16 protein-coding genes and 2 pseudogenes are annotated in these 15,887 nt (G+C 58.5%); 8 read left to right on the top strand and 10 right to left on the bottom strand.

The genetic code is table 11. The features are described 5' to 3' along the window. From EN738_RS16215 to EN738_RS16195, 5 genes and pseudogenes are all read left to right on the top strand, one after another. A pseudogene (locus tag EN738_RS16215) lies at nt 1–224 on the top strand (beta-ACP synthase); the annotation flags it as partial. A gap of 768 nt (nt 225–992) precedes the next feature. Continuing rightward, nucleotides 993–2,036: pseudogene (gene nifA / locus EN738_RS16210) on the top strand (nif-specific transcriptional activator NifA); the annotation flags it as partial. 398 nt (nt 2,037–2,434) lie between these two features. Beyond that, nucleotides 2,435–5,548 (top strand): autotransporter serine protease, encoded by a 3,114-nt coding sequence (locus EN738_RS16205; protein ID WP_091599561.1) that lies wholly within the window; start codon nt 2,435–2,437, stop codon nt 5,546–5,548. Between the two features lie 25 nt (nt 5,549–5,573). Next, the gene (locus EN738_RS16200; RefSeq protein WP_126057638.1) at nt 5,574–5,774 is read left to right on the top strand and encodes a hypothetical protein; all 201 of its coding nucleotides are present in this window, start codon (nt 5,574–5,576) and stop codon (nt 5,772–5,774) included. Next, complete coding sequence (locus EN738_RS16195; RefSeq protein WP_126057639.1) at nt 5,771–5,986, top strand: hypothetical protein; 216 nt, start codon at nt 5,771–5,773, stop codon at nt 5,984–5,986. Before EN738_RS16200 ends, EN738_RS16195 begins: the two co-directional genes overlap by 4 nt. A 210-nt stretch (nt 5,987–6,196) precedes the next feature. On the opposite strand, the gene EN738_RS16190 is transcribed toward EN738_RS16195, so the two are convergent. The 3 genes from EN738_RS16190 to EN738_RS16180 all read right to left on the bottom strand — a co-directional run bounded on the left by EN738_RS16190 (nt 6,197) and on the right by EN738_RS16180 (nt 8,680). After that, nucleotides 6,197–6,910 carry a hypothetical protein gene (locus EN738_RS16190; RefSeq protein WP_091599555.1) on the bottom strand — a complete coding sequence of 238 codons (714 nt, stop codon included), beginning with the start codon at nt 6,908–6,910 and terminating at the stop codon, nt 6,197–6,199. A 1-nt stretch (nt 6,911) separates the two neighbouring features. After that, the gene (locus EN738_RS16185) at nt 6,912–7,421 is read right to left on the bottom strand and encodes a DarT ssDNA thymidine ADP-ribosyltransferase family protein (protein WP_126057640.1); all 510 of its coding nucleotides are present in this window, start codon (nt 7,419–7,421) and stop codon (nt 6,912–6,914) included. A gap of 155 nt (nt 7,422–7,576) precedes the next feature. Beyond that, the gene (locus EN738_RS16180; RefSeq protein ID WP_126057641.1) at nt 7,577–8,680 is read right to left on the bottom strand and encodes an ISNCY family transposase; all 1,104 of its coding nucleotides are present in this window, start codon (nt 8,678–8,680) and stop codon (nt 7,577–7,579) included. A 241-nt stretch (nt 8,681–8,921) separates the two neighbouring features. Here EN738_RS16180 and EN738_RS16175 point away from each other — a divergent pair, with 241 nt between their 5' ends. Next, complete coding sequence (locus EN738_RS16175; protein WP_091599547.1) at nt 8,922–9,449, top strand: invasion associated locus B family protein; 528 nt, start codon at nt 8,922–8,924, stop codon at nt 9,447–9,449. A gap of 72 nt (nt 9,450–9,521) precedes the next feature. Here the strand turns inward: EN738_RS16175 and EN738_RS16170 are convergent, their stop codons facing one another. Further along, nucleotides 9,522–9,800 carry a peptidase dimerization domain-containing protein gene (locus EN738_RS16170; protein WP_091599544.1) on the bottom strand — a complete coding sequence of 93 codons (279 nt, stop codon included), beginning with the start codon at nt 9,798–9,800 and terminating at the stop codon, nt 9,522–9,524. A 673-nt stretch (nt 9,801–10,473) separates the two neighbouring features. On the opposite strand from EN738_RS16170, the gene EN738_RS16160 reads away from it, so the two are divergent. Both EN738_RS16160 and EN738_RS16155 read left to right on the top strand, forming a co-directional pair. Next, the gene (locus EN738_RS16160) at nt 10,474–10,701 is read left to right on the top strand and encodes a hypothetical protein (RefSeq protein WP_126057642.1); all 228 of its coding nucleotides are present in this window, start codon (nt 10,474–10,476) and stop codon (nt 10,699–10,701) included. Nucleotides 10,702–11,067: 366 nt separating this feature from the next. Continuing rightward, nucleotides 11,068–11,634, top strand: a complete 567-nt coding sequence (locus EN738_RS16155; RefSeq protein ID WP_091599538.1) for a sugar O-acetyltransferase — start codon at nt 11,068–11,070, stop codon at nt 11,632–11,634. Nucleotides 11,635–11,941: 307 nt separating this feature from the next. On the opposite strand, the gene EN738_RS16150 is transcribed toward EN738_RS16155, so the two are convergent. The 6 genes from EN738_RS16150 to EN738_RS36920 form a co-directional block, all read right to left on the bottom strand. Beyond that, a complete protein-coding gene (locus tag EN738_RS16150) occupies nt 11,942–12,835 on the bottom strand; it encodes an SIR2 family protein (RefSeq protein ID WP_091599535.1) in 894 nt (297 codons plus the stop codon). Between the two features lie 34 nt (nt 12,836–12,869). Continuing rightward, nucleotides 12,870–13,082 (bottom strand): putative nitrogen fixation protein NifT, encoded by a 213-nt coding sequence (nifT, locus tag EN738_RS16145; RefSeq protein ID WP_024505230.1) that lies wholly within the window; start codon nt 13,080–13,082, stop codon nt 12,870–12,872. Continuing rightward, nucleotides 13,079–13,399: a nitrogen fixation protein NifZ gene (locus tag EN738_RS16140; RefSeq protein WP_029356589.1), complete on the bottom strand. Its 321-nt coding sequence runs from the start codon at nt 13,397–13,399 to the stop codon at nt 13,079–13,081. Before EN738_RS16140 ends, nifT begins: the two co-directional genes overlap by 4 nt. A gap of 85 nt (nt 13,400–13,484) precedes the next feature. After that, entirely contained in the window at nt 13,485–13,679 is a 195-nt protein-coding gene (locus EN738_RS16135; RefSeq protein WP_091599532.1) for a 4Fe-4S dicluster domain-containing protein, read from the bottom strand. Between the two features lie 29 nt (nt 13,680–13,708). Continuing rightward, nucleotides 13,709–15,190: a nitrogenase cofactor biosynthesis protein NifB gene (gene nifB, locus EN738_RS16130; RefSeq protein ID WP_091599529.1), complete on the bottom strand. Its 1,482-nt coding sequence runs from the start codon at nt 15,188–15,190 to the stop codon at nt 13,709–13,711. Nucleotides 15,191–15,463: 273 nt separating this feature from the next. Next, nucleotides 15,464–15,577 (bottom strand): helix-turn-helix domain-containing protein, encoded by a 114-nt coding sequence (locus tag EN738_RS36920; protein WP_329608782.1) that lies wholly within the window; start codon nt 15,575–15,577, stop codon nt 15,464–15,466. Nucleotides 15,578–15,887 lie beyond the last annotated feature (310 nt).

Raw genomic sequence — 15,887 nt, 5'->3', positions numbered from 1 at the left:
ACGCGCATTGCCTCGGCGCAGCGAGCGCGCTTGAAATGATCGCCTGCGTGATGGCAATCCAAGAGGACGTCGTGCCGCCGACCGCCAACTATCGCGAGCCAGATCCCGCTTGCGACCTCGACATCACACCCAATGTGCCGCGCGAGCGCAAGGTGCGCGTCGCCATGAGCAACGCCTTCGCCATGGGCGGTACGAACGCAGTTCTGGCATTCAGGCAGGTGTAGAAGCCATGCAAGACGCATCATTTGAGGTCACCTGTCGTATCTAGCTGCTGAGGGGCGGGGCATTGTGAAACAGGGGGAGCTGTGTGGCCCCTCTTTCTCGGCTCGACGATGTGGAAGGAGCCTGTGCGGCGAAACGGGCCGACGCCCTCAGGCCCAGAACTTGGGCGAAACCAACTCCCACCAAAGCACAGCCGCTTTAGTAGCCGAACAATGAAGCCTCGCTCGACGAGCCGCCGCCTCTACTGTCAGCGGCATCACGCGGTTGAAGCGAACAGCGCAGCGGCTACTGTTTCCCGCACAACTCGGATGGCAATTGGGACAAGTCCGCACATGTCGTCACGTACGCTGAACGCCGCAGGTACAGCCAAATTGGGGGCGGAGCGTTTCTGCCGTTTTGATAGAATTCTATCAAACTGACAATTTTCCTTGCACGAATGCAAGGAGAGCTCGATTGACTCCCCTCCTTTCTTGTCAAGGATGGGTTTGCAGGCTGCGGTGCGGCAGAAGCCGGACAGAACGGCGACCGGTCGAGTAAAGGCCTGCGCAAACAAGCGCGCATATTGCGGGCGCCCGCACGGAGGAGAAGACGCTCGTCCTGGTGAAAGACAACGATGCTCAGGCGCCATTGCCATTTGCCGAGGGCGTCCGCGCGCCGGAAATTTCGAGGCACAAAGGTGAGATCGAGAATGATAATGACGAAAAACAACACAGCTCACCGTCAAGTGCAGTTCCACCGGCGGGTGGCGGAGTGGGATGGGCTGCCAAATGGAGCGTAAAAAGATCAGCAAGGAGATGCTTGGCGATAGTCTGGCGCTGCGCAAGCTGCGTGAGCACCTTGTCAAGGTGGCCAAGGCGAAGACTACGGTCATGTTGCGAGGTGAATCCGGAACCGGCAAGGAGCTGGTTGCCAAAGCCATTCACGAACTCTCGCCTCGCGCCAAGCAGCCCTTCATCAAGGTCAATTGCGCGGCGCTCACCGAGACGCTTCTGGAATCTGACTTGTTCGGTCATGAGAAGGGTTCCTTCACCGACGCGATCAATTTGCGCAAGGGGCGCTTTGAGGCTGCCGACAAAGGCACATTGTTTCTGGACGAGATTGGCGAAATATCGGGCTCGTTCCAGGCTAAGCTGCTGCGTGTCCTGCAGGAGCAGGAGTTTGAGCGTGTCGGCAGCAACCACACCATTAAAGTCGATGTTCGCGTGATTGCCGCAACCAACAGGGACTTGGAAAAGGCAGTTCAACGCAAGGAGTTCCGGCAAGACCTCTATTACCGCATCAGCGTCGTCACTTTACGCGTGCCGGCATTGCGCGAAAGGCGAGGTGATATTCCGCTCTTGGCCGCTCAGTTTCTCAAGAATTTCAATACTGAGAATGATCACACGCTGACCTTCGCTCCCGAAGCGATTGAGGTGCTAATGAATTGCGAATTTCCAGGCAACATCCGAGAGCTCGAAAACTGCGTTCAACGGACGGCAGTTCTGGCGACGGGTCCATCAATCCTCAGAACTGACTTTGCCTGTTGCGTGGGTGAGTGCTTGGCCGCGGCGCTGTGGAAGAACGGACCGCCGACGTCAGAGAACTCGACTACGATCGAGCCTTCCGCCGCCCGTGCCGCCCCGCCCGTCGGCGACGGGCAAGCGCCGATAGGCCCTGCCACGACTCGTGGTAGGGTGCCCGATGCCGATACGGTCATTGCCGCCATGGAAAAGTGTGGCTGGGTGCAGGCAAAGGCGGCGCGCCTGCTCGGTTTGACCCCGCGCCAGATCGGCTACGTGCTGAGAAAACACGGCATCGAGATCAAGCGTCTCTGAAACAACCCGCCGAGCAAGAGCTGGAGCAGGTCAAGCATTGGTGCTCTGGCGCCGAGCCCATCGGCCACCTTACGAACGTGGGTGTGAACAGCGCTGCCAAGATTCCGGCCGTGTGCTTTCTACCACCAGTCGTACTGGGGCTCTGCGGCTGACAAAACTAAGAAGGAGGAATCCTATGGCTAGTAACTTCGCTCTACACCGCAAGGGCAAATCCAATCCGACGTGCCTGAAATCCAGAAATAATCGATGTATCATTGGTGACACGCCAGCATGCGTAGAGGCGACGCGCAGATCTCCGCTGGCGGGACCTGGTCGATACATAAGCTGATCGCTTGCCGCTCGATATCGCGCCAATCTGATCTGAAAGAAATAAGTAGTTTTGGGAATAGGGATTAAGCATGCCAACGCGCTTCAGAACGATCAAATTGTTTTTAGCAACAACGGCGCTCTTCGCACCAAATCTGTCCTTGGCCCAGGAATCAGTCGCGTCGCCTGCGCCGGTGGCAGATGCCGAATATTCCAGAAATTGGGGCCTGAGTATGATCAACGCCCTGCCCGCCTACCTTAAAGGCTATACGGGCAAGGGCGTCGTCGTTGCGATTGTGGATACAGGACTGGATATCAACCATCCCGAATTCGTGGCGCGCATTTCGAAGGCGCTGCACAACTTCGGGACGGATAAACGCTTGGCTGACGTCAGCCATTCTGTCGACAAAGACGGTGTGCCTGACGGACACGGGACCCATGTGGCGGGGATAATCGGCGCCGCGCGCGACGGCACGGGCATGCAGGGCGTGGCCTATGAATCGACAGTATTGCCCCTTCGAGCAGTGGATATCGGCGACCCAGATGATCCCGAGATGGACCCGACCAATGAAGCGATCGAATACGCGATTGGTGCGGGAGCTGGCGTGCTCAATGGGAGCTACGGGCCAGGCCTGTTGCTGGGGCGGTATCTCAAGGACGAGAACGGCCAACTGAAACTCGATGGCAAGGGATATGCCATCGATAATAAAAACTATGAGATTCTCGACTATCAGGCCATCTATGATGATCCGAGCAATCTCGTCGATACCTACAATACGTTGAAGAAGGCGGCTAAGGCGGACATCGTGCTCGTCTTCGCCGCCGGTAATGATGCCAGTACCGACGACCAACCCGGCGCTGCTTCGGCGATTCCCAGCGGCATCGGCACGTTGCCGTTAATAACGCCAGAAAATACCAAAGATGGAAATCTTTATAAGTTCATCGACACAAACGATCAAACAAACAAAGGTTTCGATTTCAATAACCCAAATACATACAAGATAGTGAGCGGGTCTGATGTCTCGAAGCTCGACTTCTCGGATCTGGCAGGCTCGCTGATAACAGTCGTTGCTGTCGGCAAGGATGGCAAGATTGCCAGCTATAGCAATAGATGCGGAGCCACAGCAGAGTGGTGCCTCGCGGCTCCGGGTGGCGATATTAATGCCGATCCCGATAATCCGATTGATGAGAACGGCATTTATTCTACCTGGCCACAAGGGGATCGGGCGAACAAGAACAACCCGTATAAGTACGAGGAAGGTACTTCCATGGCAACGCCGCATGTTGCTGGCGCGGCGGCAGTGATCCGGTCGGCATTCCCTTACATGAACGCCCGCCAGACCATTGAAACCCTCCTGACAACGACGACCACCAAAGGGTTCGAGGATGAACAAGTCTTCGGCCAGGGTCTGCTCAATCTCGGCGTTGCGATCGAGGGTCCGGGCGAGTTCCGCTACGCCGGCGTCTTCGACGTCGACACCAAAGGCTACTCCTCGATCTGGTCGAATTCAATCTCGGGCGCCGGAGACCTGACGAAGCGCGGCGAAGGAGCGCTGATCCTGTCCGGCGAAAACAGCTACAGCGGGCCGACCAAGGTGCTTGGAGGCATACTCGCCGTCGATGGCCGCATTGTTTCGAAGGTAGGCGTCTCGGCTACTGGTACCCTTACGGGTATCGGTGCAGTCGGCTCTCTTACGGTTGGCGCAGGCGGCACCGTCGCTCCTGGCAGCGTGCTCGATCCAAGCAAGGGGGTTGCAGTGCTCACCGTCAACGGTGACTTCGTGCAGCAGGCCGGGTCGACCTATTTGGCGGGTATCGCACCGAGCAAGGCTTCAGATCTCATCGACGTTGCCGGCAGTGCCGCCATCAACAAGGGAGCGAGCGTCAACCTGGTGCGTGAAGGTGCCGGGCATTTCTCAGTCGATACCCGCTACACGCTTCTGACCGCCGCTGGCGGCGTGATCGGGACCTACGGCGGGCTGACAGGAGGCCTCTTTACAGACTCGCCCTTCGTCGATTTCGAACTCGCTTATGACCCGACCAACGTCTATCTCGACGTCGATCGCAATTCTGTCACCTTTGCCGATGTCGGCAATACCTTCAATCAGCGATCCGTGGGCGCGGCTGCGGAAGCCCTTGGTTCCGGCAACACGATCCACGACAACATCCTCTTCCTGACGGGACAGGGATCCCGCAACGCATTCGATCAGCTTTCGGGCGAGATCCATGCTTCCGTTCACAGCGCCTTTGTCGAAGACAGCCATTTCGTCCGTGACGCCGCCGGCGATCGCATTCGCGCAGCGTTCGCAGGCGTGGGCGCATCAACCGTGCCGGTCATGGCATATGGACCGGAAGGCCCGGAACTGGCTCCCGCGACCAGCGAAAACTTCGCCGTCTGGGGCAGCGGTTTCGGCGCCTGGGGACATTTGGACGGAGACGGCAACGCTGCTCGCCTCGACCGCTCGACGGGAGGCTTTATTGCAGGCGGCGATGCGGCCATCGGCGAAAGCTGGCGGCTCGGGCTTCTTGCCGGTTATAGCCATACGTCCATCCATGTGGATGATCGCGCCTCCTCCGGCTCAGGCAACAATTATCACCTCGGGATCTACGCTGGCACGCAGCGTGGCCCTCACAGCTTCCGTTCCGGCCTTGCCTATACGTGGAACCGCATCGAGACCGGCAGGTCGGTGGCGTTTCCGGGCTTCTCCGACAGCCTTTCGGCCGATTACCATGCCGGCACGTTCCAGGCTTTCGGCGAACTCGGCTCTCGACTGGATACAGCTTCCGTATCTTTCGAGCCCTATGCGAACCTAGCCTATGTGAACTTCAACGCGGATGGCTTCACAGAGCATGGCGGTGCCGCTGCGCTTTCCGGAAAAGACCGGTCGAGCGACACGACATTCACCACGATAGGGCTGCGCGCCTCGACCGCTTTCCCGCTTGGTTCCGTCAATACAACCGCCCGTGGCGGTATCGGCTGGCGTCATGCGTTCGGCGATGTGGTGCCTGAAACGGCGCTTGCCTTCACAGGCGGCTCATCCTTCGCCGTGGAGGGAACGCCAATCGCAAAGAACGCTGCCGTCTTCGAAGCTGGTATCGATGTCAACCTTACCGACAAGGCAACCATCGGGCTTACCTATAAAGGTCAGCTTGCCTCGGACGCGCAGGAGCATGGCTTCAACGCCAAACTCAGTGTTCGGTTTTAATCGCCGCAAGGGAGGGCGATATGTCATGCCCGATTCCAGCAGCGAACTGACAGCCATCTCTATTGAAAGATCTTATCGCCTTGCAATGGCCGACCATCCTTCGGCCATTGCTGCTTTTGCTTTCCGGAAGGAGTGTTTCGTGAACAAAGTAATTCTAATTGCGATTTGGCAGGGTGCCTTTCTTTCGCTGCCGGGTGCAGTACGTCCGACGGCGGCAACTGGGTGAAGGACGAGACGCCGCGCAGTGCTGCCCAGCAGGACTACACTGAATGCAAGTATCAGTCGGAAATGGCGACGGCGACGATCGGAACGAATAGCCGCCCGAAAACGATGACAGATGCAATCGGGGACGGTGTCGGGGATCGTATCGTCAAGGGTATGGAACAAGGCAATCTCGTCAAGGATTGCATGAGAGCCCGCGGCTACACTCAATCCTGACAGGCAACTCATGGGCTTCCGCCGCTATCGAAGGGATTGTAAAGGACGCGTCGATCTTCGAGAAACGAGGAAGCGGCGTACGATTTCTGTCTCTGAGGGGCTGGGGTCCGACCATGACACGCCGAAGACAGGTGTACTGATACCGGTTACCCGGCGTGCGGTCTCGGCAGTGACCTTGCTGCTCTAGCGAATAAATTGCGCTACTGCCTGCTAGCCGACCCTAAGTCTGGCCTGCTTCAAATGAGGTTGATGCTCGGTCGGCCGAAGCGAATGAGCAGCCATCGCGGCAATGAAAACCTCGGGCGTTTTTAGGTAGCGCTCCAGCTTGTTCTCCCTCATGAGCACTACGAACAGAGCGCACGTTTTCGCCTGACAATTGACCGACTTGGTAGGGTTGAACTCTATGTCAGTGAAACCGGCATACCGCATTTCGCCGTCCACTCGATTTTTGAGCCATACACGGTGAGGAAAGATGGCATTGAGATAAAGCCAATCGTAGAACACGGTCGTGGGTTCTAGCGGGAACTCGAAGCCGTCGAATTTGAAGCCCACCAGTGCGCCGGATTCGCGGAGTCGTGGCTCGCGCTTCGCATCGCGCGGTTCAACCTCGTACAGATCGGTGTACGGCCCGCCACGCTCGAATACCTTACTTCCCTGAAAGGCGTTCTCCAGCGGTATCTCGCCGATGCTGGTCCTCACGCGCAGGTGAAACGCGCTAAGATGCTGGCCGGCGACTTCATCAGACTTGCTAGACACTTCTAGCAGCGGCGCATATCCGGCTTTCTTGGCGGCCTCATGCAGCGACCGTATATTCTTCTTCTTCTGAACCTCAGCGAAGCCACCGGCCCACGGAATTTCGAAATCCAATCGCCTGACGTAACCTTCGTCCTCGGTTGCAGGGATAAAGACTGGTCTCTCAGCCATTCTAAATGTTCCTTATTAAGCCCAGCAGAATGACATGGGGAACCAACACCTCGTATTTCTCCGCCTGAGTGAGACGCGCCTTAATCGCCGAATCCTTCCAGTCCGTTCGGGTGTAAAGTATCTCAAAATCGATTAGCGGTTCAGCCTCTCCGATAGGAATCGATTCGACGCCAGCTTTGTTCGCGACATCGTTGGTAAAACGAACACCCGTGAACTGCATTACCGAGGGGTGTATTTGCAGAAAGATCGTGTCCGTAATCCTCCCATCCTGCCGGGCAACGTACTCCATCGGATGGGTGCTACGAAAGCAAAGGTGGACGTAGTTGCCCATTCCCTTCAACGCGTCGGCGTCACGACTCCATTCATTGCCGCCCGGTGCCGGAACCTTGACCTTCTTCTGGTCAAGCTGCGCGAGTGGATAGAGTCCTCCCATTTCTTTAATCACCGGCAGGTTCCTCCGGTCGGTGAAGTGATAGAGCAGCGGCACCTTATCAAGAGTATCAATTGCCATGTTCCCCTCCGTCGCAGGCCGGTAGCAGCCTTGCCCCACACGGGTGGAATCTTACGGCAGTCATCGTCCGAACGCCATGATCCGAGGCGAGGTGTTCAGATTGGCGACGTTTCTCAATTGTTCTATACGATTAAAATAGAATTCTACATCGCCAACTATGGTTCGAAATCGTCGTGCACGGCAGCTCCACAACGATCATCATCCCGGATCGGACTGTGCGGGAGCTGCAATCGCAGCCGCGCGAAGGCGACCGTGTTGTCACGAGCAACGACGCGCTCCTCCTCGATGCACAGGATCTGGGCCAATTGCTGCGGGTCGGCGGCGACAAAGGCACTGTCTTCAACCGCGGCGGGCCTGGCGAAGCGGGCATTGTGAGCCGGCAGATAGGTCTGTGCGACGAAGCGGTTGGCGGCCTCGATATCAGCCATGCCGGCCAGTGCCAGTTCCCTCGGCAGTCGGTCCTGCAAGGTTGAGAACATCCGCTCGGAGCGGCCCCTGGCTCCAGGCGAATAGGCTGGAATATGTTCGATGCCGAGCCGCTCGAGCGCCCGACCGACCTGGGTCATGCGAATCTTGTCGACAGCCCCGCCCGCCTTGAGCGTCACGAAATAGTGTCTGCCACGATCGCTGTAGAGGCTTGACGGCAATCCCTTGGCGACAAAGGTCTCCAGAAGTCCCTGGAAGCTCGACGCCGTGCCTTCCTCCTCGATCAGAAAGGCCGAATAGATCGTGCTCGTCGCATCGTCCATAGTCACGATCAGATCCAGCATCGGCCCACTCGCCAGCCACTGATGACGGCTGCCGTCCTGGTGTAGCATCATCCCTTCGCACGGCTTCCTTTCCCGCTTGCGCCGGTGAGCACCGCGCCGCTTGGCCCGTTCCACCAGGCCCGCCGCGTGAAGCTGCGTCTTGATGAAGGTGTAGCCCCAGCTGAAATCGTGATCGCGCAGCAGGTGCTCGTGGAAATGCTTCACGTTCCAGCCAAGGTAGCGATGGCGATAAAGCTCCAGCATCTCCTCGATCGCCTCCACTGGCACCCGGCGCGTCGAAAGCTTGCCCAAACGCCGGTCCAGCAACCCAGCCTCCCCGGCCTCTTCGTAACGGTCGCGATAACGCCGAAATTGCCGCTCCGACATGCCCAGCAACTCGCCTGCCTCCATCATCGAGAGATCGCCGCCAGTCCAACGGCTCAATACGTCCCGAAACTTCTGTATTCTCCGTCCTGGAGCCACGCTGCCCGCTTCATCCCCAGCTTCCATTCGCTGGCGATGAAACCGGACAACTCCTGTGCTACCTAATCCGGACAAATCATGTGCTTACGACACGCCGGAGCGGAACGCTTGCCTGCGGCATCGCGGTCGGGTAATTGTTGCAGATACGTCGGCCCGAAGATCGGCATCGATTTTCGGGCCGACGCGTCGTTTCAATCGGATAGAGCGCCATTCTCGCCTCGAAGGCACGCGCGGCGCTCCACGACAAGGGGGCAACGGAGCTTTGCTGATGTCGGATTCGTCCAGGATTTGTGCGGTGGCCGCGGCCACCCTCATGGCGCTTTCCGCGTCGTTGGCAGCTCAGGAAGCCGGGCTGCCGGGCGGTGCTTCCTCGCTGAAGGAGACCTATGAGGACTGGGATCTCTCCTGCCAGGCCACGCCGACGCTGGTATGCGCGGCTACCTATCAGCAGTCGCAGCAGAACGGACGGCGCCTGCTTGCGGTCGAATTGGGCAAGGGGCAGGAGGACGGCATTGCGGGCAATCTCGTCCTGCCCTTCGGCCTGCAACTCGCCGTCGGCGCGACGCTTCAGGTCGACGATGGGCAAGCGGGCAAGCCGCTGCCCTTCTCGACCTGCCTGCCCGCCGGCTGCTTCGTGCCCCTCAGCTTCGACGCGAAAGCAGCCGCGTCGCTGCGCACGGGCACAACGCTCAAGGTCACGGTTAAGAGTCTCGACCAGAAGGATGTGCCCTTGTCGGTTTCATTGAAGGGTTTGACGGCGGCGCTGGACAGGTTGAAGGTGCTGCTCGGGGCTTAGATTGGGGGCTGGCTGGCTGATGATCTCGGTTGTCACTTTCCTTTGTTCCACTACGGCTTTTCGACATTTTGGTCAGATAATCCCCACGCGCGAGAAGCGCGCGGTCTCGGCCTGAGTGATCTCGGGCGGGCGAGTGGCGCCCGACGCTTCCGACTCCGCGGCAGCGATCCGCTCGATCGCCTTCTTCACCTTTGCACGAACATTCTCGTCGAACGTCCGTACACTGACCTTGAGGAGGGTCTCATCCGGGATTACGTCGTACTTTGTCCCCGCATTGATCGCGCCCACCTTTACAATCATCGCGGCTGTCCTGAGGGAGAGAAGAGTAATGATGCGCAGAACGTTTCTCATGGCGGGCGTGTCCCTGTCTGCCGTAGCGGTCGGCAAGTCCTTAGCCGCGTCGGTATTCCTCGACTACACACAGGAGCAACTGGATACGGCGTATGACCAGTCATTCTGGGCGCCGCGGATGGCGGAACTGGAGGAAGGCGATGGCATCGCCAGCGCCGAGGTCCGGCGCGCGATGCCGCCGCGTCCGGCAAAATACGGTCCAGATGCCAGAGATCTCATCGATGTGTTCGCGCCTGGGATGCCAAGGCCGCCCCGGTCCTGGTCTTCATCCATGGCGGTGCCTGGACCCGAAACACTCGCGAGGATGCATCCTATCCGGCCCCGACCTTCGTTTCGCGCGGGGCGGCCTATGCCGCGCCTGACTTCGGCAGTGTGAAAACGCTGACGCTGCGACAGATGGTCGAGAATTGCAGGCGGGCGGTGGAGTGGACGATGAAGAATGCCGCCAGTTTCGGCGGCGACCCGAACCGGGTGTATGTGGCGGGTCATTCTTCCGGCGCGCATCTGGCGGCCTGCGTCCTCATCACCGACTGGACGGAGCGCAGCCTACCGGCGGATGCCCTCAAGGGCGGCTTGCTGATGAGCGGCATGTATGATCTCTATCCGGTGATGCTTTCCTCGCGCAGCAGCTACCTGCATCTGACGGAGGGGGGAAGAGGCGGAATTCAGCCCGATGCGCCATCTCGACCGGATCACCTGCCCGATTGCCGTCGTGTCAGCCGACCAGGACAGTCCGGAGTTCAAGCGCCAGTCCGATGTGTTCGGTGAAGCGCTGCGCGGCATGGGGAGATTGGCCAGTCGAACGATAGCCTTCAACGCCAACCACTTCCAGGAACCCGAGCATCTGAAAGACCCCGACACTGAAGTCAGCCAGGCGGCGTTCAAGCTGATGGGGATCTGACACGGATGTGTTGCAAACTCTTCAGCTAATGGGATTGTTAGTTTCGTACAAAACGATGCACTTTCTCAATCTTAGAGGGTGTTTGGGAATTAAGTATTTCGGCGTTCGAGCGCGTTGCGCCGCGCTCATGGCACCCGTTGAGATGGGCATGAAAGTGAGTTCGACCGCTGGACAGTTGCCGACTTCGTCAGGTATTGGCCCTGCGACCGGTTGATCTGCGATATTTCCAAAATTCGCAGAAGTTGGTCGAGACGAAACTGTCGCCCCGGCTTGACCACGCGCCCGGCAGACCGAGTTACAAAGTTGCCGAGGCAGTTTGATGTGCGTTCCTGCATCACTGCACGGGACACGACCTGACGGGAGACTATGATGCGTAGCCAGAAAGAAAAGATGCTCGCAGGCGAGTTTTACAATGCGGCGGATCCGGAGATCCAAGCTGACCTGTTGGCCACCGGGGCTTGGCTCAAGCGGTACAATGATACGCTGGGGCAGACCACGGAGCATTGGCATGAGCTTTTGTCCGAGCGGCTGGGAGAGGTTGGGCGCGGAACGGTCATCCGTCCGCCCTTTTTTTGCGACTACGGATTCAATATCCGCATTGGCGCCAATGCCTACATCAACTTCAACTGCGTTATTCTTGACGTGGTAGAGGTCAAAATCGGGCAAGGAACGGCAATTGGGCCTGCCGTGCAGATTTATACCGCCGATCATCCACATGATGCCGAGCAGCGACAGGCCGGCCTGCAGGTCGGGCGTCCTGTTCGCATTGGCAGCCGTGTCTGGATCGGCGGTGGAGCAATCATTCTGCCTGGCGTCACGATTGGCGATAATGCGGTCGTAGGCGCTGGCAGCGTGGTCACACGCGATGTTCCCGCCGGGGCAAAGGTAGTGGGAATTCCTGCTCGCGTCGCCAACCCACATAAACAGGCATAATCAACCTCCTTGACCCTGGAGGTGCATGCGAACTGTCGAAACTGTGCCAAATTTCTGCCGAAGCCATTGAGCGCTGCATATCTTGTCGCGGTTCGGCTCGGGCGCTTCAGTTCTTTTGCCACGGGTGTCACAAAATCATGTGCGTAATGCCGCCGCAACGTGCTCACGTCCCGCAGCAGCGGGCCCTTTCACATGGCCCAACGAATTCAGAGCCTCCGTTGTGCTGCCAGTAGCATTACTGCTCAGATGTATTCCCAACTGAGTTTTCGCCCTTGGAGGCAAGCGACTCACCAGCAATCGCCGGCCATTAATCCTGGCTAGCATCGACCCCGACGAGGCGAGCCGCGGCGTTGCCGATCGGCATGTCGATGACCGTGATTGCGCCTTCGGCAAGGAAACGACGTTCGTTTCTGGTCAGCGTAGCCGAATCGATCACCGCAAAATGTGGGCCAGTGGAGCGCTTCATCATCTGTCTGGCATATGTGCGCAGCATCTGATCGTTGAAGCGACAGCCAACGAAGAAAAAGCCCCGGTTGACGCGCCGTTGCTTCACCACGTCCGGGATCGGCGTCTGGATATCAATTTCGGTTAGGACTTCGACGTAATCGGAATCAGCCACGAGGAAGTTTGCGGCCGGCCTGACGCTGCCGTGCGGCGCATAGAGCACCGTCCTTGCCACTTGTTCGGCGTCGAGTTCTGTTCCTGACAAATCGTAAGTTCTCGTCCAGATGTTACCAATTCCGGTCGCTCGCGTGGTTCCTTGTATCTCGACAACGTCTGTTTGGCCGGCCTCTGCAAGGGCTGCCCGCATGGCGCCATCGTACCAGCTGTCGATGATGACAGACAGTTGAAGGGTTGCGAGCCAGGCGTGAAGAACGGTCGGCTCGGCGGGGGCTGCGAATATCTCCGCCATCCACGCTTGAAGAGTCCGACGATGTCGGCGCTGCTCGATAAACTGCGCGACCGACCACATATTGGTGCGAATCCTGGAAGGGGCAGGCGCCCGCTTGTTGAGCGCCGCGGCGACATCTTCAGGGGTGCAAGGTGCAGGTGATTCCGGCGTGTTAAGCTGCAGAAGACCAGGACCGAGATAGGGGATCACTCGATCGGCCTTGAGAGCGCCCTTCAGCAGGTCAATCAGCTTTTTGGCAAAACTGCCCCGGACGACGACGAGATGGTCCCAGCTCAGCATCGTGTTCATACGCGTTTCCTCTCCGCCACTGAACCCACCGGCATCAGGCCCCGTCGGAAATCTTCATCGCCTCGACGGTGATCGGCAAACGCGTATCGCGCGGAAGGTCGGGCAGCATGAGCCGCCAACCGTTCCTGAGCGTCACGGTCCCGCCCCATAAGTCTGCGTTCTCAATCTCGGTGATCGGCTCTTCGAGATCCTTCTTGGGGACATAAGCCGACAAGCCAGTAGCGGTCCTGCGAATCATTACTTTCATCCGGCTGTTCCTCCGTTGGAAATGCCTTCAGCTCCGCAGGGAACCTCGACTTTGTCGAGGCTAATGAGTTCGCGCGCTCGCATGCCGACGACCGTGCCACGATCGATCCATTCGACCGCATAGATGAAGAATTGCTGGAGAAAGGTTCCAATGTCGCGCACGTAGCCTTCGTCGCCCTTCCGCACGAGGTTTTCGCCGATCTCCTTGCCGGGATAGGTGCCGTCGTTTTTTATGTGGCGTGTTGCACGGACCCGCTCACCCTGCATGAACCGTGGCGGTCTGCCGATTTCGACCTCCTGTTCGCGTCTGGACCACATGCTGTCCATTCCTTTCTCGAGGCTTTTGGTGTGGTCGCGGGTTGCAGGCGTCCTCGCGCGGCGAACCCGACCGTTTCGGTAGGAATCAAGCGGGAACGCAGGTTTTCGGTACCGGACAGACCGACACGCATTGCTGCTTATCGAAGGCCTCCTTGCATTCGGTGCACTTGATTGGATCGATCACATAGGCGTCGCCCTTGAACTTGATCGCTTCCGAGGGACATTCGAACTCGCAGGCCCCGCATTGGGTACATTGGGATGCGATGATCTTGAAAGCCATTCTAACTCCTGGTTATCGGACGAGACCGCTCAGGCCGTCGCCGCTAGTGGTCTGATCCCAAACTCTGCCGCGTAAAGTGCGCTGACTGCGGTCTCGATGTAGTCATGGCCATAGGCGTCGGTTACGCGCAGTCCAGCTCGCGAGAGTTGTTCCTTCGGGCGATTTCCGATCTTGGCGCATAGCACTATGTGTATGCCTTCCAGCGCAGCGAAGACGCCCTCGAGGGTGGCGTCTTCGCCCCCGCCTCCGAGGCAATACCGCTCGACCTTCCGATGCCCGACCAAGCTGATCCCTCTAGGCGAGACTTCATAAACCTGGAATTCCTTCGCGTGGCCGAAGTGTTCGTTGACGCGTCCACCTCCCTTTGTGGCCACCGCAACCAGAAGCGACTTTTCGGAGTCTGTTGCCTTGACCATACCGATGGCCTCGCTCCTCGCCGCCTCATGATCACGGCGCTCGTGTGCGACCACCTGCCGATAGGCCTGACGCTTGCCAGCATCGTAGGTGACATCGTCGGGAATCCCATCCAGCGTGAATTCCTGGCCACGATCTTCACCGAGCAGGCCGACAGCATCTGCCCGGCACTGCCGGCAGTGGCGCATCAACTTGGCGCCACCTTCAAGTCGATCCTGAAGAGCCATCATCTCCATTGCCGTTGGGCCGCGCTGCCCGATGAGTCCGTAGTGGGTGCCGTGCGCCGGGTCCGAAATCAGAGGCATCACGTTGTGCAGGAACGCGCCCCGCTCCTTGACCATTTTGTTCACCTCAAACAGGTGCTGGTCGTTCACTCCAGGAATCATCACCGAGTTGATTTTGGTGAGGATGCCGCGCGCGCTCAGCATCTCCAGGCCCAGCATCTGCCGCGCGTGCAAGATTCGAGCGGCTTCGATGCCGAAGTAGCGGCGATTTTCATAAAAAATCCAAGGATAGATCTTTGCGCCGACTTCCGGGTCGACCATGTTGATGGTGATCGTCACGTGATCAACATTCATTTCGGCAAGCTCAGCTACATGGTCCGGCAGCACGAGCCCGTTGGTGGAGACGCACAGCTTTATGTCGGGGATTTCCCTGATGACGCGGTCGAACGTTGCCTTCGTTTTCTCCCAGTCGTAACAGGCATCCCCCGGCCCAGCGATGCCAAGAACCGAAAGCTGCGGAACTTCGTTGGCAACCGCGATGACCTTGCGTAGCGCTTGGTCGGGCGTCAGCTTCTCAGACACAACACCAGGCCGGCTCTCGTTGGCGCAATCGTATTTGCGATTGCAGTAGTTGCACTGGACATTGCAAGCCGGCGCGACCGCCACATGCATACGCGCGAAATAGTGATGCGCTTCCTCCGAAAAGCAGGGGTGATCCTTGATCTTGTCCCAAATAGCCGGATCCACATCGCCCGGGCTGGTCGGCGACGAACCGTAGGAGGACGGTGCGCAGCCACCGGATTTCGCGGCTGCCAGAAAACCCTCGGATGTCGTGCTGGTCGGCCCCTCAATCGAAACTGTCGGTGAGGACATCAAACGGCTCCGTTGCTGGTAACGTCGCGGTTCAAGGTGCAAGAGCCATACCAACTTAAAAAAGCGGCTTCAGTTCACTATTTGGGTCGATGTCGGATTGTGTGAGGCCGGCGCGACACAATTTTGTCCTGCTTGCGACAGTGCAAGTCCAAATCCGTTCAGAAGCACAAAGCACTCCTTGTCGCGCAGAGGGCGCGCAAGACCACTGGCCTGACGATTGGCTCATCAGGCTCTTAGAATTTCCTTCACCTCGAGACTATGCCGGCGTATCGCCTAGCCGACTTGTCGCGGCGTGAGGCGGAGAATTCGAGCCGCATTAGCCTGAACCCAGCCGGCCTTCTCCATTGTGTCGATCAGCCGGTCACGCTCCGTCCGTCGCGGTCCCAGCGCCGGTCCGGCCGTATCGTTAGAATCGCAACCGGCTATCTCGTGTTCAGGGGCGCCGATGCGCCTAACCGGCTTCGTGCTGGGCCGTGAGAGCTCGTCGATGCCATTGCCACGTTCCGAAAGATTGGTTCCTTCCAGAGGAGAACGCGCAAGTGTGGCTGTTCTTTACACGCAGTTCTCCAGCTCGCGGACGTTGCCGGGGAAATAGCATTGCGAGATCAGCTCAACTGCCGACGGCGTAAAGCCATGGTTCTCCATATTTTAAGGGTAAGCGCTGTGTCCTTCCAGGAGTGCCCGCGATCTGTGGGCC

The sequence above is a fragment of the Mesorhizobium sp. M4B.F.Ca.ET.017.02.2.1 genome (assembly GCF_003998955.1).
Lineage (GTDB): Bacteria > Pseudomonadota > Alphaproteobacteria > Rhizobiales > Rhizobiaceae > Mesorhizobium > Mesorhizobium abyssinicae.
The sequence above is the reverse complement of the archived record's forward strand: the minus strand, read 5'-3'. Positions and strand labels throughout refer to the sequence as shown.

What these genes read in the sequence shown, in the direction of transcription:
- EN738_RS16205 (WP_091599561.1), top strand. Translation starts at nt 2,435, where the DNA reads ATGCCAACGCGCTTCAGAACGATCAAATTGTTTTTAGCAACAACGGCG.
- EN738_RS16200 (WP_126057638.1), top strand. Translation starts at nt 5,574, where the DNA reads ATGCCCGATTCCAGCAGCGAACTGACAGCCATCTCTATTGAAAGATCT.
- EN738_RS16190 (WP_091599555.1), bottom strand. Translation starts at nt 6,910, where the DNA reads ATGGCTGAGAGACCAGTCTTTATCCCTGCAACCGAGGACGAAGGTTAC.
- EN738_RS16185 (WP_126057640.1), bottom strand. Translation starts at nt 7,421, where the DNA reads ATGGCAATTGATACTCTTGATAAGGTGCCGCTGCTCTATCACTTCACC.
- EN738_RS16180 (WP_126057641.1), bottom strand. Translation starts at nt 8,680, where the DNA reads ATGGAAGCTGGGGATGAAGCGGGCAGCGTGGCTCCAGGACGGAGAATA.
- EN738_RS16175 (WP_091599547.1), top strand. Translation starts at nt 8,922, where the DNA reads ATGTCGGATTCGTCCAGGATTTGTGCGGTGGCCGCGGCCACCCTCATG.
- EN738_RS16170 (WP_091599544.1), bottom strand. Translation starts at nt 9,800, where the DNA reads ATGAGAAACGTTCTGCGCATCATTACTCTTCTCTCCCTCAGGACAGCC.
- EN738_RS16160 (WP_126057642.1), top strand. Translation starts at nt 10,474, where the DNA reads ATGCGCCATCTCGACCGGATCACCTGCCCGATTGCCGTCGTGTCAGCC.
- EN738_RS16155 (WP_091599538.1), top strand. Translation starts at nt 11,068, where the DNA reads ATGATGCGTAGCCAGAAAGAAAAGATGCTCGCAGGCGAGTTTTACAAT.
- EN738_RS16150 (WP_091599535.1), bottom strand. Translation starts at nt 12,835, where the DNA reads ATGAACACGATGCTGAGCTGGGACCATCTCGTCGTCGTCCGGGGCAGT.
- nifT (WP_024505230.1), bottom strand. Translation starts at nt 13,082, where the DNA reads ATGAAAGTAATGATTCGCAGGACCGCTACTGGCTTGTCGGCTTATGTC.
- EN738_RS16140 (WP_029356589.1), bottom strand. Translation starts at nt 13,399, where the DNA reads ATGTGGTCCAGACGCGAACAGGAGGTCGAAATCGGCAGACCGCCACGG.
- EN738_RS16135 (WP_091599532.1), bottom strand. Translation starts at nt 13,679, where the DNA reads ATGGCTTTCAAGATCATCGCATCCCAATGTACCCAATGCGGGGCCTGC.
- nifB (WP_091599529.1), bottom strand. Translation starts at nt 15,190, where the DNA reads ATGTCCTCACCGACAGTTTCGATTGAGGGGCCGACCAGCACGACATCC.